Origin of the sequence: Bradyrhizobium lablabi, assembly GCF_900141755.1 — a bacterium.
Lineage (GTDB): Bacteria > Pseudomonadota > Alphaproteobacteria > Rhizobiales > Xanthobacteraceae > Bradyrhizobium > Bradyrhizobium lablabi_A.
Window position 1 is genome coordinate 2295260 of record NZ_LT670844.1, and the last position, 14984, is coordinate 2310243.

Sequence of the window (14984 nt, forward strand, 5' to 3'; positions counted from 1 at the left end):
AGGTAGTGTCTCGGTTTGAAAATTTAGCTTAGAGACGGTGGGAGACTTTTCCGATGGGCGACGCCAGATGCAGCTGCGGTGCAGTCACGCTCTCGCTTCCAGAAGAACCATCCAAGCTAGTCGTTGCTTGCCACTGCATCGACTGCCAACACCGAACCGGCGCGCCGTTCGGTGTAGGCGCTTACTACCCCGCTGAGGTTGTCAACATCTCAGGAACCTCAAAAGAGTTCACGCACGCCGCCGCAAGCGGCGGGAAGATCCATAACTATTTTTGTCCACAGTGCGGCTCAACAGTCTACTGGAAACTCAGCAATCTGCCCGCGCTGATCGCCGTAGCAGTCGGCGCGATGGCAGACCCAAAATACCCAGCCCCCGTCATATCAGTTTTTGAGCAGTCGAAACATGACTGGGTTCGAATTGATGGTGCCGTTGAGCACTTCCGGCAAAGCAGCCTCCCAAAAATTTCAAACTGAGACACTACCGGATTTCAGGTATCGATCTGCGGGGGACCAGGGGGACAAGCCTGTGAAAAACCAGGGTATGTTTCCGCAAATAACGCTGTGAACAGCCCTTGCGCCTGGAGTAGACAGGCTGTGAACACGCGGTAGTGCCTCAGTTTGAAATTTTGAGAGCGCCGATGATGATCAAGGCAACGAGGCCGTAGACAACCGCATTCACGGCCCACCCAATAGCTGTGCCCACGATGACGGAATTGCCTACCGCTCCCCAGAACAAGTACGCCGCGCCCATGCCCGGAAGTTCTAAGGACGCCCACTCGTTAGTGGATGGTATGGCCATAAAAACCGTCGAGATGAGAAACCCAATCCCCATTGCGATCATAAAACTTCTTTTCATGTCCGCGCGCCTCCCTTGCGAAGCTTACCGCTAAGCATTAGCATCCTGATGACTTGGTGGAAAGCATGGAGGGTGTGTTGCCAAATTATAAAGCGGTCCTTCTGGATTGGGATGATTACCGCGATTTGGGGCCGATAAACGTTGCTGACGCCGACGACGATAATGCAGCTAAGGCGCTCGGGATAAATCGCTCTATCACGTGGCTGACAGAAAACGGCGTATCTCGTGTTCGTCTACAGATAATGAAAAACGGTGTTGGTTTAGGAACATATGAGGTGGGTTCCTGATGCCCAGAGGACCTAAAGGCGAAAAGCGCCCCGCCGACGTGATCGGCGCTGCCGTCATGATCGGCAAGATCGCGACCGGTGAGATCGAGGACATCACTACCGAGGACGGCAAGAACGCCGCCGCCGTGGCGCTGGGGCGCATGGGCGGCAAGGCGCGGGCGGCGGGAATGACGGCCAAGAAGCGGTCTGAGATCGCCAAAAAGGCCGCTAAATCGAGATGGGATAAATAGCTCAGCGAACGACGCGAAGCTTGAAGCACTGCAATCATGCCCGGAAGTTCCAAAAACGCCCATGCGCTAGTGCCGTTTCTTAGCGACGGTACGGCCAGAAAAATCATCGAGATGAGCGCCCCGATTGCCATTGCGATAATAAGTCTAGCCTTCATGGTCTATGGCTCCTTGCGAAGCTTACCGCTAAATTTCGAACTGAGACACTACCGAACACGCGGTGGCGCTTCCGTTTGAATTCTCCCTTATCGTCGGACTTCTGCGGCCGTCCTTGCTATGCTCCTTGGAATGCGCGGAAGGGAGCGGCTATGGCGGTGATCAATCGTAAATTTTACTGGAGTTCGCGTGGGCCTGCCCGGGCCGACGAAGATTCGTGGTGTCTGGTTTTCGATACCGAAACCAGGCGTCTGCTGGTGCGTCACGAATGGCAGGCGTCCGGGCATAACGGCCTCGACGAGTTGCCGGTCGCAGAATTCCTGGAACCGGATGGAGCCGCACAAACGGCCCTGATCGACAGCCTGTTCCGGGTTCCCGCAGATGCCTAGCGGGCCAAGGGAACAAGGGTTGCGAATGCCGGGTAGTTGAAATGGCGAAGCAGAGCGCCACAGCCGTGCGGCAATAGTCACAGATGAATTCGACCCCCACCCCCTCTACCCACCGCGCCAGCTTCGCCATCGGCAACGAACAAACGGCAAAGCGCGTGGTCGACCTCCTCACCGAAAGCTTTTTCGAGGGCCAGGCCGCGATCGCCGCATTCGAGGGTTCTGGTGGGCGCTGGGACATTACCGCGCATTTTGCGCAAGCGCCCGACGAAACCTCAATCCGCGAACTCGTCCGTCTAGCCGCCGGCGATGAGGCCGCGCGAGACATCGCGTTCGACACGGTCGAAACCAAGGACTGGGTCAAGGCGACGCTTGAGGAACTCGTTCCCGTCCGCGCCGGGCGATTTATCGTGCACGGCCATCATGACCGCGCAAAAATACCGCCGAACAAGCTCGGCATCGAGATCGAGGCGGCGTTGGCGTTCGGCACCGGCCACCACGGCACCACCCGCGGCTGCCTCTTGCTGCTCGATTCCGTGCTGAAGGCGCACCGCCCCAGACGCGTGCTCGACCTCGGCACCGGCACCGGCGTCTTGGCGATCGCGGCGGCCAAGGCGCGCCACCGCGGCGTGCTGGCGAGCGACATCGATCGGCTTTCGGCGCAGGTGGCCGGCGACAATTCGCGGCTCAACGGCGCCGGAAATCTCGTGCGGACGGTCCATGCGACCGGGTTTTCAGCACCGGAATTCGCAAAGCATGGTCCGTTCGACCTGGTGCTGGCGAATATTCTCGCCAATCCGTTGCGGGCGATGGCGACGCCGATGGTGCGGCATCTCGCGCCCTCGGCGCTGGTCATCCTATCGGGCTTGCTGCCGCATCAGGCGCAAGGCGTGATCGCGGCCTATCGCGCGCGCGGAGTTTTGTTGCTGCGGCAGTTGCGGATCGAGGGCTGGAGCAGCCTGCTGTTGCGTAAGGCTCACTGATCGTCATTCCGGGATGGTCCGAAGGACCAGACCCGGAATCTCGAGATTCCGGGTTCGCGCTTCGCGCGCCCCGGAATGACAATAATTGTTATTCGTGAACTCTACTTCGTCGGCTTCTTCGAGTTGCGGGCGATCACGCCCTTTTCCGCGCGCCGGCTGCGCCTGACGCGCGCCTCGACGAAACGATCCAGGATCTGAACGATGACACCGCGCTGTTTCTTTACGATAGGAGCAAGCGGGCCGCGGCGAACCGGCGGCGAGATCTTCTCAAATGTAAATACAGGCATTGTGTATCCCCTCGCCGTTGAGTTGAAACACCCCTGGAGTTCCTCCGGATCGATCAACTGCCCCCGACCGTCTGACAGTAAGTCGTTGACAGTAAATCGTTCCATCCCGTCTAACGCAGGTGCAGCAATTCAAGCATACCTTTTGCCAAATTGAAAGGATTTGTGACGCATTGCGGAAACATCCACTCAATCCTAGGATATCGGCGCGATGTTCGAAGCCCATTTCCAGACATTCGAAGAACCCGAAGGCGGCGTCGCGCTGACCGCGCGGTTGTCGGCCTTTCGCGAGGAACTGACGCGGCGCAAGCTCGCCGGGTTCGTGGTTCCACGCGCCGATCAGCAGCAAAACGAATATGTCGCGCCATCGGAAGAACGGCTGGCCTGGCTCACCGGCTTTACCGGATCGGCCGGCCTCGCCATCGTTCTGTCACAAACGGCCGCGGTGTTCGTCGACGGCCGCTATACGCTGCAGGCGGCCAAGCAGGTCGACAGCAAGGCGTGGGAAATCCAGCCGCTGGTCGATCCACCGCCGGAAAGCTGGCTGACGAAGCATCTCAAACCCGGCGACCGCCTCGGCTTCGATCCATGGCTGCACACCACGGCGGCCGCCGAGCGGCTGGCGGCGGCCTGCGCGAAAGCCGGCGCGGAACTGGTCCCGGTCGACACCAACCCCGTGGACGCCGTCTGGCCCGAGCGCCCGCCGCCGCCACTTGGTCCGGTATCGGTTCACGGCACGCCGTTCGCGGGCGAGGCAGAAGCCGAAAAGCTCACCCGCATCCGGCCCGAGATCGAAAAACTCGGCGCCGAGGCGCTGGTGCTGTCGGATTCACATGCGGTGGCCTGGACCTTCAACATCCGCGGCGCCGATGTCTCGCATACGCCGCTGCCGCTGTCCTACGCGCTGGTGCCGAAGGACGGCCGCCCGACCGTCTTCATCGATCACCGAAAACTCTCCAACAGCGCCCGCGACCATCTCGAACAGACCGCCGATGTCAGGGAGCCGGAAGCGCTGGTTTCAAAACTCACCGAGCTTTCGCGAAGCGGCGCATCGATCGCGCTCGACAGCGCTACCGCCGCCGACGCGCTGAGCCGCCTGATCACTGCTGCCGGCGGCAAGCCGGTCCGCGGCAGCGACCCGGTCACTCTCCTCAAGGCCGTCAAGAACCCGACCGAGATCAAGGGCACCCAGACGGCGCACCGGCGCGACGCGGTGGCGCTGGCGCGGTTCCTGGCCTGGATCGACCGCGAGGCGCCGTCCGGCGCGCTGACCGAGATCGACGCCGTCGAGGCGCTGGAAACATTTCGGCGCGACACCGGCGCGCTCAAGGACGTCTCGTTCCCGACCATCGCCGGCACCGGGCCGAACGGCGCCATCGTGCATTACCGCGTGACCCGCAAGACCAACCGCCGGATTGCGCCGGGCGATCTGCTGCTGATCGATTCCGGCGCGCAATACGAGGACGGCACCACCGACGTCACCCGCACCATCGCGATCGGGGAACCGACGGCGGAAATGCGCGACCGCTTCACCCGCGTGCTGCGCGGCCACATCGCGATCGCGCGGGCGGTATTTCCCGACGGCACCACCGGCGCGCAGATCGACACCCTGGCGCGGCAATTTTTGTGGCAGGCCGGCATCGATTTTGAGCACGGCACCGGCCATGGCGTCGGCAGCTATCTCTCCGTGCATGAGGGGCCCGCGCGAATTTCAAAGCTCGGCACCACGCCGCTGAAGCGCGGCATGATCCTGTCCAACGAGCCCGGCTATTACAAGACCGACGCGTTCGGAATCCGGATCGAGAACCTTGAACTGGTGGTTGGTATCGATATTCCCGGCGCGGAAAAACCGGTCAACGCCTTCGAGACGCTGACCCTGGCGCCGATCGACCGCCGGCTGGTCGATCTGAACATGCTCACCGGCGATGAGCTGAGCTGGCTCAACGACTATCATGACCGCGTCCGCCACGCGGTCCGAGCGCATCTCGACGAGGTCACCAAAGTCTGGCTCGACGCTGCGACCGCCCCGCTGTCGCTGTAGGGTAGAGTCGTCGTAGACAACGCGCCGTCGCCCCAACAACAGTCGTCATATCCCGCGAAAGCGGGGTATCCAGTACGCCGCGGCTTCTCGATTGGATCACAACCGTCTCTGGAATACTGGATCACCCGCATTCGCGGGTGATGACAGCTTTATTTTTGGCCGCGACCTGCCCGCTCGCTGAGCAATTGCCGCATCCCGAAAACGGGATAGCCGCATTCCGAAACATCCGTATTCGCGCTGATGGATAACGCTACAGTCTGATTCACGCGATTGGATCAGGTTAGAATGCACGGAGCGATGGGCAAGCCGCCTCTGGCGGCGAAAGACGGCACCGGCGCGACATCCCGGATCATGCTGTTGCTGCTGGTCGCGATGACCGGCGTTGCGCCGATCTCGCTGTATTTGCTGGTGCCGGCGCTGCCGCAGCTCGCCACAACGTTCGGCCGCGACATTTCGATCGCGCAGATGACGGTGTCGCTCTACATGGTCGGCATCGCCTGCTCGCAAATCATCATGGGGCCGCTGTCGGATCGCTTCGGACGCCGCCCGGTGCTGCTCGCGGGTCTGGGCCTGATGGTTTTAGCGAGCGTGGCGTGCATTTTCGCGGAAACCCTGCCGCAACTGATCGCGGCGCGGTTTCTGCAGGCGCTCGGCGGCGCCACCGGTATGGTGGTGAGCCGCGCCATCATCCGCGATCTCTATAGCCGCGAGCGCATCGGCGCCATGATCAGCCTGGTGATCGCGGTGATGATGATCGCGCAGATGCTGAGCCCCTTGACCGGCGGCCTGATCGAGACCGCCTTCGGCTGGCGCGCGATCTTCTACCTCATCACCGCGGCGTCATTGGTGATCGCGGTCGCCATCGCGCTGACGCTGCCGGAAACGCGACGCGACCGCGTCGAGGCCGGCGGCTTCCGCGGCGATGTCGGCAGCCTCATCACCAGCCGCGCCTTCATCGGCTACATGCTGTGCCAGGTGCTGGCCTCGCAGATCATCTTCACCTTCGCCGGCGCCGGTCCCTATATCGTGGTGACGCAAATGGGCCGCTCCAGCGCCGAATACGGCGCGTGGTTTGCGAGCACCGGATTTGCCTATCTGATCGGCAATTTGTTTTGCGTCCGCTTCGCGCCGCGCCACTCGCTGGAAAATTTGATCTGGTTCGGGCTGGCGCTGCAATTTGTCGGCAGCCTGTTGAATTTGATCTGGGGCATCGCAGGCCTCAATCTGGCGCCGTCCTGGCTGTTCGGCACCCAGATGCTGGTGATGTTCGCCAACGCCTTCGTGATGTCGAACTCGGCGGCCGGCGCCATCAGCGTCCGCCCCGAGGCCGCCGGCACCGCTTCGGGCACGATGGGATTCCTGCAGATGGGGATCGGCTCGCTGTTCTCGCAATTCGGCGCTTATCTCGGCGGCCATTTTGCGACGCCGGTGGCGCTCAACGTGGCCATTGTCGTTCTATCGGCAGCCTGCGCCTCGACCATGATCTTCCTCGTCCCCCGACGCATCCTCCTGGTCAGCGAGGAATTGATCGAAAAGGCGGAGGAGGAAGAGTCGGGGTTGTTGTAGGGGGCTGCTTCTTCAACCTCTCCCCGCTCTTCGCGGGGAGAGGTCGGAGGCGGCGCGAAGCGGCGACGCCGGGTGAGGGGCGAGGCACGATCGCAAACGCGAATTCTTCGGGTCGAAGACAATTCCGCTGCAGTTAGCGGCGTGCCCTGCCCCTCACCCCAACCCTCATTTGCGCTAGGTTTAGCTCTGGACACAAGGAATCGCGATATGATTCAAGCTTGGGATGAAGATTCGCCCTGAGATTTTGGATCACTGGCCGGAGGTGAGCGCGCGCCTTCCGGCGGATTTTGACGTGGAAGCAACGGCGCGGGCGCGAGGCGCCTTCACGCGGGCGCGGGAAATCAAGAACGCTGAAACGCTGTTGCGGCTGGCGCTGGCCTATGGAGGCCTCGGAATGTCGCTGCGCGAGACCTGTGCGTGGGCTGAGGCCGGCGGGATCGTCAGCTTGTCCGACCCATCCCTGCTCGATCGGCTGTGCAAAGCAGCGCCTTGGCTCGGCGACATTGTGGCTGCGCTGATTGCCGAACAGGCAAAAGTACCCGCTGGACGCTGGGCCGGGTATCGCTTGCGTGCATTGGATGGAACGTCGATCTGCCAACCGGGAGCTGACCGCACGACATGGCGCCTGCATGTCGGCTACGACCTGGCAACGGGTCAAGTCGATCAGCTCGAGTTGACCGACGGGTATGGTGCCGAGAACCTTCAGCGCCTCACCTACCGGCCGGGCGATATCGTGCTGGGTGATCGCTACTATGCGCGACCGCGCGATCTGCGGCCCGTGGTGGAGGCCGGTGCAGACTTCATCGTGCGGACCGGCTGGAACTCGTTACGCCTGTTGCAGGCGAACGGCGAGCCTTTCGATCTCTTTGCCGCACTTGCCGCTCAGGCCGAACAGCTAAGCGAGGTGCAGGTTCGCATCCACGAAGGCATCACGGGGTCTCCACCACCGGAGCCGCTGATGCTGCGCCTCATTATTCGACGCAAGGACCCGGAACAGGCGCAAGCCGAGCAGAAGCGTCTGCTCAAAGACGCCAAGAAGCGCGGCCGGCAACCCGACCCGCGCAGTCTCGAGGCGGCGAAGTACATTCTTCTCCTGACCTCGCTGCCGGTCGCCGCCTTCCCGCCGTCCGAGATCCTCGCCCTTTATCGCTTTCGCTGGCAAATCGAGCTGGCGTTCAAAAGGTTCAAAAGCCTGGCCGGCCTCGATCTGCTGCCGGCCAAGAAGCCTGAACTCGCGCGAGCATGGATCTACGCAAGGCTGATCGTCGCCATCATCGCCGAACAGATTGCCGGGCAAGTCCCGGACTCTTCCCCCTCTGGACCCGGCACCACGCGCAAGCCCATCGCGCTGGCGTCTCATGAAGATAGCCCTCGCCACCATTTGCGCCGCCATTCGCGGCCCACTCCTGTGGCAAACTGTCTGCAACCTCTTCACCAAAATCCGCCGTCACCTCTGTGAGCCACCGCGCCGACGCCGAAAACAATGCGACTATCTCAACGCACGCTTAACCTAGCGCAAATGACCCCAACCCTCTCCCCGCAAAAGAGCGGGGAGAGGGAGCACATCGACCTCACTCTCCGACCAGCTTCAGCCATTCATCCTCGGTCAGCACCTCGACGCCGTGCTTCTTGGCTTCCGCGAGCTTCGAGCCGGCGCCGGGACCGGCGACCACGTAATCGGTTTTCTTCGACACCGAACCCGACACCTTGGCCCCTAGCCGCTCGGCTTTTGCCTTTGCTTCGTCGCGCGTCATCTGTTCCAGCGTGCCTGTGAAGACCACGGTCTTGCCGGCGATCGCCGAATTGCTCTTGGGTTTTTCGGCATCGAGGATGGTGACTTCCTTTGTCAGCCGCTCGACGATGCCGCGGTTATGGCTCTCGCCGAAATAGGTCCTGATGCTGGCGATCACGGTCTCGCCGATCTGGTCGAGCGCGTCCATCTCGGCCATCGCCTCCTCGTCGCCCTCGGCGACCCGCAGGCAGGCGTCGTGAAACGCCTGCCAGGAACCATAGCCGCGCGCCAGCGCCAGCGCCGTGGTCTCGCCGACATGACGCATGCCGAGCGCAAAGATAAAACGCTCCAGCGAAATCCTGCGCCGCTCCTCGATCGCGGCGAACAGGTTGCGCACTGACGTTTCGCCGTAGCCCTCGATCTCCTCCAGCCTGATCTTGATGTTGCGCTTGGGCAGCGTGAAGATGTCGGCCGGCTCCTTCACCCATCCATTCTCGAAAAACAATTCGATCTGCTTCTCGCCGAGGCCCTCGATATCGAAGGCGCGGCGCGAGGCGAACAGTTTTAAGTGCTCGATCTTCTGGTAGGGGCAGGCGAACTCACCGGTGCAGCGGGCTCTTGCCCCCTCCTCGCCGGTCGCGGTCTCCTCGCGCACCACATCGGTATGCAGTGGGCACGGACATTTCTTCGGAAACTGAAAGACCTTCGCGTTCTTCGGCCGCTTCTCGATCACCACGTCCACGATTTGCGGGATCACGTCGCCGGCGCGCTGGACGACGACGGTGTCGCCGATCCGGATATCGCGGCCGTCGCGCAATTGCTCACCGTCGCCGCCGATGCCATTGATATAATCCTCGTTGTGCAGCGTGACGTTCTGCACGATGACGCCGCCGACGCCGACCGGCTCGAGCTTGCCGACCGGCGTGAACGAGCCGGTGCGCCCGACCTGGATTTCGATATCGCGCAGCACCGTCATGGCGCGCTCGGCCGGGAACTTGTGCGCGATCGCCCAGCGCGGCGTGCGCGATACGAAGCCGAGCCGCTCCTGCCAGTCGAGGCGATCCACCTTGTAGACGACGCCGTCGATATCGTAATCGAGCTCGGCGCGCTGCTCCTCGATCCTGCGGTGAAACGCGATCAGCTGCTCGACTGAATGACAGAGTTTTGTCAAAGGATTGGTCTTGAAGCCGCAGCGCTCGAACCATTTGATCATGCCCGACTGGGTAGCTTCAGGCATCGCGCTCATCTCGCCCCAGGAATAGGCAAAGAAGCCAAGTGGGCGCGAGGCGGTGATCGATGGATCCTTCTGGCGCAGCGAGCCCGCCGCCGAATTGCGCGGATTGGCGAAGATGGTGTCGCCGGCGGCTTTTTGGCGCTCGTTGAGCGCAAGAAACGCCTGCTTTGTCATGTAGACTTCGCCGCGGACCTCGCAGATTTCAGGCACGTTACGGCCCTTTAGTTTCTTCGGCACGTCCTCGAGCGTGCGGATATTGGCGGTGACGTCCTCGCCCTCGGCACCGTCGCCGCGGGTGGCGGCGGTGACGAACTCGCCGCCTTCATAGCGCAGCGACATCGAGAGCCCGTCGATCTTCGGCTCGGCGCTGAAGTCGATATTGTCGTCGTCGCCGAGCCTGAGGAAGCGGCGGATACGGCCGACGAAATCGACGACGTCTTCTTCGGCAAAGGCGTTATCGAGCGAGAGCATCGGTACCGCGTGCCGGACCTTTTTGAATTTCCCGGACGGCGCCGCGCCGATTTTCTGCGACGGCGAGGCGCTGGTGACGAAATCCGGAAACCTGGCCTCGATGGCGTTGAAGCGCTGGCGCAGCGCATCATATTCGGCATCCGAAACCTTCGGCGCATCGTCCTGATAATACGCCTTGTCGTGGTTCTCGAGCTCAAGCGCCAGCCGCTTGTGCTCGACCTTGGCCTGGGCCTTGGTGAGGGTGGCGACGTCGGGGGGGGTTATTTTCTTTGCTGCTTTAGCCATGGCCAATGGATACGACGAAGTTCATTTCGAGAAAAGCCGGCGCGGCTTCCAAACCTCTCCCCGCTCTTTTGCGGGGAGAGGTCGAAATTCGCGCGAAGCGGGAATTTCGGGTGAGGGGCAAGGCACAATGCCGTTGCGAATTCAGCGTTCGCGGATAGAGCCCCTCACCCCGACCCTCTCCCCGCGAAGAGCGGGGCGAGGGAGCAGACTCACGCCGTCGCCGCTCGCAGCAACCGTTCCGCCGCCGCCCGCGCTTCGGCTGTGATTTCGGCGCCGGCCAGCATGCGGGCGATTTCCTCGCGGCGGTGGTCGGCGGCGAGCGCGTTGACACGGGTGGCGACGCGCTTGCCCTTGTCGAGCGCGTCCTTGGAAATCAGCAGATGCTGGTTGGCTCTTGCGGCGACCTGCGGGGCGTGCGTTACCGCCATCACCTGCACCTTGGAGGCCAGGCGCGACAGCCGGGCACCGATCGCATCCGCCACCGCGCCACCGACGCCGGTGTCGATTTCGTCGAACACCAAGGTCGGCGCCGAACCGCGATCCGACAGCACGACCTTGAGCGCCAGCAAGAACCGCGACAGCTCGCCGCCGGAGGCGACCTTCATCAGCGGCCCCGGCCTTGTGCCGGGATTGGTCTGGACCCAGAATTCGATGCGGTCAAAACCCTGTGGGCCCGGCGACTCCCGGTCGGATTCGATCTGGGTGGTGAACGTTGCGCGCTCGAGTTTTAGGGGCGCCAGTTCGGTATTGACCGCCTTGTCGAGCTTTTCCGCGGATTTTGCGCGTGCGGCGGAGAGTTTGGCGGCGGCGGTCGTGTAACGCTTGTCGGCCTCGTCTGCGGCTGCCTCCAGCTTCTTCAACTGATCGGCGCCGGCGTCGATCAGCGCGACGTCGGCGGCATATTTCGCGGCCAGCGCCGCCAGGCCGTCGACCGGCGTCGAATATTTGCGTGACGCGGCGCGCAAGCCAAACAGCCGCTCCTCGATACGCTCAAGCTCGGCGGGATCGAAATCCGCCGCGACCAGCGCGGCGTTGAGGTGCTGGTCGGCTTCCTCCAGCGCATTGATCGCCGCATCGATCGCCTTCACCGCGGGCTCGACCAGCGCGGGCGAGTTTCCGGCGCGCCGCTCCAGCCGCCGCACCGCCGCCGACAGCGCCGGAACCGGCGAATGGGTGCCGCCGACGGCTTCCTGCGCCTCGCGTAAATCGGACGCAATCTTCTCGCCCTGCATCATGGTGGTGCGGCGCTCGGCGAGCGCGGTCTCCTCGCCCTCTTTCGGCGTGAGCTTCTTCAGCTCGTCGGATGCATGGCGCAGATAGTCGGCCTCGCGCGCGGCGCGCTCCATGTCGGCGCGATGCTCCTCGAGCACATTGTTGGCGGCGCGCCGCGCATCCCAGAGCGCTTCCAGCGCTGCTACGTCTTTCTCGAGCCCCGCAAACGCATCGAGCAGGCGGCGGTGGGTCGAGGCGTCGACCAGCGCGCGCTCGTCATGTTGGCCGTGAATTTCCACCAGCGCTGAGCCGACCGCCTTCAGGGTCTGCACGCTGATCGCCTGGTCGTTGATAAAGGCGCGGGTGCGGCCATCGGCAAGCTGCACCCGGCGCAGGATCATTTCACCGGAATTCTCGGAACCTGGATCGTCCAGCCCATTGCCCTTAAGGATTTTCGCGGCCGGGTGGTTTTTCGGCACGTCGAACACGGCGGTGACCTGCCCCTGTTCAACGCCGTGACGGACGAGACCGGCATCGCCGCGGCCACCGAGCGCCAGCGCGAAGGCGTCGAGCAGGATGGATTTGCCCGCGCCGGTTTCCCCGGTAAGCACCGCAAGGCCACGGGAAAACTCGATATCGAGCCGTTCGATCAGGACGATGTCACGGATCGACAGACGCGCCAGCATGCGGAATCAATCCCGGTGTGGTTGGTTCGTACCAATCCGTAATTCGCCCAAGAGGATGCCGCAAGGTCCAGCCAACCCTAGGGTCCAAGATATTAGAGCGTCTTCAAGCGCAGTGGATACCGGTTCGCGTCAAGAAAGCGCGCCAAAACAAAAGATTAGAGCCTCGATTCTATTCAACCAGAACCGATCGGGCTCTAGCCTAGTCCCAGTTTCTTGAACGCCTTGGAGATGTAGGAACTGGTGTTCTCGCTCGGCTCGACGCCGCCGGATTTCACGAGATTATAGGCGTCCTGGTACCAACGGCTGTCGGGAAAATTGTGCCCGAGCACGGCGGCGGCGGTCTGCGCCTCGCCGACAATGCCGATCGCCATATAGGCCTCGGTGAGCCGGGCCAGCGCCTCCTCGACATGCCGCGTGGTCTGGTACCGGGTGACCACGGTCTTGAAGCGGTTGATGGCGGCGGTGTAGTCGCGCTTTTCCATGTAATAGCGGCCGACATTCATTTCGCGCCCGGCGAGCTGGTCGCGCGCGCCTTCGAGCTTTGCCTTGGCGCTAACGGCATATTCGGAGGTCGGATATTTGCGGATCACCTCTTCCAGCGCGGCGGTCGCCTTCTCGGTACGGCCCTGGTCGCGGGTGATGTCCGGAATCTGGTCGTAATGCGAGGCCGCGATCAGGTATTGCGCGTAAGCGGCATCGGGGCTGCCGGGGTGCAGGGTGACGTAGCGGGTCGCCGCACCGATACAGCTGTCGTAATCGCCGGCGTTGTAGAAGGCATAGGCCGACATCAGCAGCGATTTGCGCGCCCAGTCGGAATAAGGATGCTGGCGGTCGACTTCCTCGAATTTCTTCGACGCCGCCTTGGGATCTTTCCTTTGATTCATCAGGTACAAGCCCTCATTATAGAGCTTGTCCGCGGGCTCATCGACGAAGGTGTCGTCTTTCGCCAAAAACTTGTCCCACAGCGCGCCGGTGCCGCAGCCGCTTAGGGGTATCGCGAGCGCGATCAGGCCGGTGGCGAGCCGCAATTGCCGGCCGAGCCGGCCGCGGCCAACGTTAGCCAATTTCCTGCGCAGTTCGAGCGTCATACGCTGTGCCGACATGAATCCTGAGACCTGACGCAAATCTAACAACCTGACGCTGATACGGTGCCCGCCGCGCCGCGCGCCCCTGAGCGTGGTCATGGCCGCAATGCTTGCCGCCCGTAGCGCCCTGCCGTGCAACCCGGGTCTGTGTAGCCGAAAAAAGTCCGTTAACCAACCGGATACGCAGGCATTTCGCCCGGATTAAGGCGGTCCGGGAGGATCGTGGCCGATCATGGTTACTACGGTAAATGAGGGATTTTGGGGGCGCGCGGCCAACGTGCTGAGGACGTTCAGGAGTTCGAGGAGACGTCCTGAGAACGCTCAGGACACGTCGGGGCTGTAAGCCGGGGCGATCAGGCCGCCCACCATCCCGCTGCCGACCTCGGTCTGGGCGCGCGAGCGCCGCACGGTCTCGGCCTCGATCACCCGCCAGGCGCTGCGATCGGCCATCAAGGCCGTCAGCACCGCGTGGTTGAGCTTGTGGCCGCCGCGCACCGAGCGGTAGGCGGCAAGCAGCGGCAGTCCCGCCAGCGCGAGATCGCCGATCACGTCCAACACTTTATGACGCGCGCATTCGTCGCTGTAGCGCAGTCCTTCGGTGTTGAGCAGGCGGGTTTCGTCGAACACCACCGAATTCTCGAACGAGGCGCCGAGCGCAAAGCCGGCGCTCCAGAGCCGCGCGACATCGTTCATGCATCCAAAAGTCCGGGCGCGGGAAATCTCGCGGCGGAACCGCTCTGGGCTGAGATCGAGCACATAGTTCTGGCGGCCGATCATCGGATTGGCGAAGTCGATTTCGACTTCGGCGCGGAAGCCGGCCGCGTAGGGCCGCAATTCGCCGAACGAATCACCCATCGTGACCTGCACCGGCTTCAGCACCTGGATGAAGCGGCGCGACGCCGACTGATTGACAATACCCGCCTGATCGATCGCGGCAACGAAAGGCGCCGCACTACCGTCCATGATCGGAACTTCGGGTCCATCGACTTCGATGGTAGCGTTATCGACGCCCATGCCCCGCAGGGCAGCAAGCACGTGTTCGGCGGTGGAAACCAGCGGACCTTCGCGGTCGCCTAAAACGGTTGCAAATTCGGTGGCGATGACGGATTCGGGTGAGGCCTGAACCTCGCGGTCGCAACCCTCCAGTCCGGTGCGGACAAAAATAAAACCCGCATCAACAGGTGCAGGTCCAATCGTCAAACTTACCGGTAAACCAGAGTGAACACCGACGCCTGTCACGGTTGCTTGCGACCGAAGCGTTGTCTGCCGGCTAAATTTCATCTTAAACCGCCCACTACCGACTTTACTTAAAATCGGAACGACGCGCTTAAGCGCTGATTCCGTCTCAAGTATCCCCAAGTCACGGCAGACCATAGTCACCGCCTGAAAGCGCGCCAACTCACGCTTTTTTACCGATTGTTACCCCATCTCTGCCGTATTCACGCCAAAGGTTAACCAAATAAGGCCGCGGTTGGGGGCGGCTCCGGCAAATTC

The 14984-nt window shown here is 62.4% G+C and carries 14 protein-coding genes; 8 read left to right on the forward strand and 6 right to left on the reverse strand.

Annotated elements, in window-relative coordinates:
* Window positions 1-53: 53 nt before the first annotated feature.
* Entirely contained in the window at window positions 54-473 is a 420-nt protein-coding gene (locus B5526_RS10690; protein WP_079538158.1) for a GFA family protein, read from the forward strand.
* A 139-nt stretch (window positions 474-612) separates the two neighbouring features.
* Here B5526_RS10690 and B5526_RS10695 read toward each other — a convergent pair whose 3' ends face one another.
* Window positions 613-855: a hypothetical protein gene (locus B5526_RS10695; protein ID WP_079538159.1), complete on the reverse strand. Its 243-nt coding sequence runs from the start codon at window positions 853-855 to the stop codon at window positions 613-615.
* A gap of 65 nt (window positions 856-920) precedes the next feature.
* On the opposite strand from B5526_RS10695, the gene B5526_RS37605 reads away from it, so the two are divergent.
* The 4 genes from B5526_RS37605 (at window position 921) to B5526_RS10710 (ending at window position 2894) form a co-directional block, all read left to right on the forward strand.
* Window positions 921-1142, forward strand: coding sequence for a hypothetical protein (locus tag B5526_RS37605; protein ID WP_154071251.1), 222 nt, complete (start codon window positions 921-923; stop codon window positions 1140-1142).
* Complete coding sequence (locus B5526_RS10700; RefSeq protein ID WP_079538160.1) at window positions 1142-1372, forward strand: RNA-binding protein; 231 nt, start codon at window positions 1142-1144, stop codon at window positions 1370-1372. The genes B5526_RS37605 and B5526_RS10700 overlap by 1 nt, the downstream gene beginning before the upstream one ends.
* 305 nt (window positions 1373-1677) lie before the next feature.
* Entirely contained in the window at window positions 1678-1914 is a 237-nt protein-coding gene (locus B5526_RS10705; protein ID WP_079538161.1) for a hypothetical protein, read from the forward strand.
* Between the two features lie 83 nt (window positions 1915-1997).
* Window positions 1998-2894, forward strand: coding sequence for a 50S ribosomal protein L11 methyltransferase (locus B5526_RS10710; RefSeq protein WP_079538162.1), 897 nt, complete (start codon window positions 1998-2000; stop codon window positions 2892-2894).
* 101 nt (window positions 2895-2995) lie between these two features.
* On the opposite strand, the gene B5526_RS10715 is transcribed toward B5526_RS10710, so the two are convergent.
* Complete coding sequence (locus B5526_RS10715; protein ID WP_079538163.1) at window positions 2996-3181, reverse strand: hypothetical protein; 186 nt, start codon at window positions 3179-3181, stop codon at window positions 2996-2998.
* Window positions 3182-3389: 208 nt separating this feature from the next.
* Here B5526_RS10715 and B5526_RS10720 point away from each other — a divergent pair, with 208 nt between their 5' ends.
* From B5526_RS10720 to B5526_RS10730, 3 genes are all read left to right on the forward strand, one after another.
* On the forward strand, window positions 3390-5219 hold the full coding sequence (locus B5526_RS10720) for an aminopeptidase P family protein (RefSeq protein ID WP_079538164.1): 1830 nt from the start codon (window positions 3390-3392) through the stop codon (window positions 5217-5219).
* Window positions 5220-5504: 285 nt separating this feature from the next.
* Window positions 5505-6785, forward strand: coding sequence for a multidrug effflux MFS transporter (locus B5526_RS10725; RefSeq protein WP_079538165.1), 1281 nt, complete (start codon window positions 5505-5507; stop codon window positions 6783-6785).
* A 223-nt stretch (window positions 6786-7008) separates the two neighbouring features.
* On the forward strand, window positions 7009-8244 hold the full coding sequence (locus B5526_RS10730) for an IS4 family transposase (protein WP_079538166.1): 1236 nt from the start codon (window positions 7009-7011) through the stop codon (window positions 8242-8244).
* Between the two features lie 112 nt (window positions 8245-8356).
* On the opposite strand, the gene ligA is transcribed toward B5526_RS10730, so the two are convergent.
* The 4 genes from ligA to lpxC all read right to left on the reverse strand — a co-directional run bounded on the left by ligA (window position 8357) and on the right by lpxC (window position 14771).
* Window positions 8357-10507 carry an NAD-dependent DNA ligase LigA gene (gene ligA / locus B5526_RS10735; RefSeq protein ID WP_079538167.1) on the reverse strand — a complete coding sequence of 717 codons (2151 nt, stop codon included), beginning with the start codon at window positions 10505-10507 and terminating at the stop codon, window positions 8357-8359.
* Window positions 10508-10716: 209 nt separating this feature from the next.
* Window positions 10717-12405 (reverse strand): DNA repair protein RecN, encoded by a 1689-nt coding sequence (gene recN / locus B5526_RS10740; RefSeq protein ID WP_079538168.1) that lies wholly within the window; start codon window positions 12403-12405, stop codon window positions 10717-10719.
* A 194-nt stretch (window positions 12406-12599) separates the two neighbouring features.
* On the reverse strand, window positions 12600-13508 hold the full coding sequence (locus B5526_RS10745; protein WP_079538169.1) for an outer membrane protein assembly factor BamD: 909 nt from the start codon (window positions 13506-13508) through the stop codon (window positions 12600-12602).
* A 303-nt stretch (window positions 13509-13811) separates the two neighbouring features.
* A complete protein-coding gene (gene lpxC, locus B5526_RS10750; protein ID WP_079538170.1) occupies window positions 13812-14771 on the reverse strand; it encodes a UDP-3-O-acyl-N-acetylglucosamine deacetylase in 960 nt (319 codons plus the stop codon).
* Window positions 14772-14984: the final 213 nt, after the last annotated feature.

Bases quoted from the DNA above. Each gene is read 5' to 3' on its own strand.
- B5526_RS10690 (WP_079538158.1), top strand. From the start codon at position 54: ATGGGCGACGCCAGATGCAGCTGCGGTGCAGTCACGCTCTCGCTTCCA.
- B5526_RS10695 (WP_079538159.1), bottom strand. From the start codon at position 855: ATGAAAAGAAGTTTTATGATCGCAATGGGGATTGGGTTTCTCATCTCG.
- B5526_RS37605 (WP_154071251.1), top strand. From the start codon at position 921: ATGGAGGGTGTGTTGCCAAATTATAAAGCGGTCCTTCTGGATTGGGAT.
- B5526_RS10700 (WP_079538160.1), top strand. From the start codon at position 1,142: ATGCCCAGAGGACCTAAAGGCGAAAAGCGCCCCGCCGACGTGATCGGC.
- B5526_RS10705 (WP_079538161.1), top strand. From the start codon at position 1,678: ATGGCGGTGATCAATCGTAAATTTTACTGGAGTTCGCGTGGGCCTGCC.
- B5526_RS10710 (WP_079538162.1), top strand. From the start codon at position 1,998: ATGAATTCGACCCCCACCCCCTCTACCCACCGCGCCAGCTTCGCCATC.
- B5526_RS10715 (WP_079538163.1), bottom strand. From the start codon at position 3,181: ATGCCTGTATTTACATTTGAGAAGATCTCGCCGCCGGTTCGCCGCGGC.
- B5526_RS10720 (WP_079538164.1), top strand. From the start codon at position 3,390: ATGTTCGAAGCCCATTTCCAGACATTCGAAGAACCCGAAGGCGGCGTC.
- B5526_RS10725 (WP_079538165.1), top strand. From the start codon at position 5,505: ATGCACGGAGCGATGGGCAAGCCGCCTCTGGCGGCGAAAGACGGCACC.
- B5526_RS10730 (WP_079538166.1), top strand. From the start codon at position 7,009: ATGAAGATTCGCCCTGAGATTTTGGATCACTGGCCGGAGGTGAGCGCG.
- ligA (WP_079538167.1), bottom strand. From the start codon at position 10,507: ATGGCTAAAGCAGCAAAGAAAATAACCCCCCCCGACGTCGCCACCCTC.
- recN (WP_079538168.1), bottom strand. From the start codon at position 12,405: ATGCTGGCGCGTCTGTCGATCCGTGACATCGTCCTGATCGAACGGCTC.
- B5526_RS10745 (WP_079538169.1), bottom strand. From the start codon at position 13,508: ATGTCGGCACAGCGTATGACGCTCGAACTGCGCAGGAAATTGGCTAAC.
- lpxC (WP_079538170.1), bottom strand. From the start codon at position 14,771: ATGAAATTTAGCCGGCAGACAACGCTTCGGTCGCAAGCAACCGTGACA.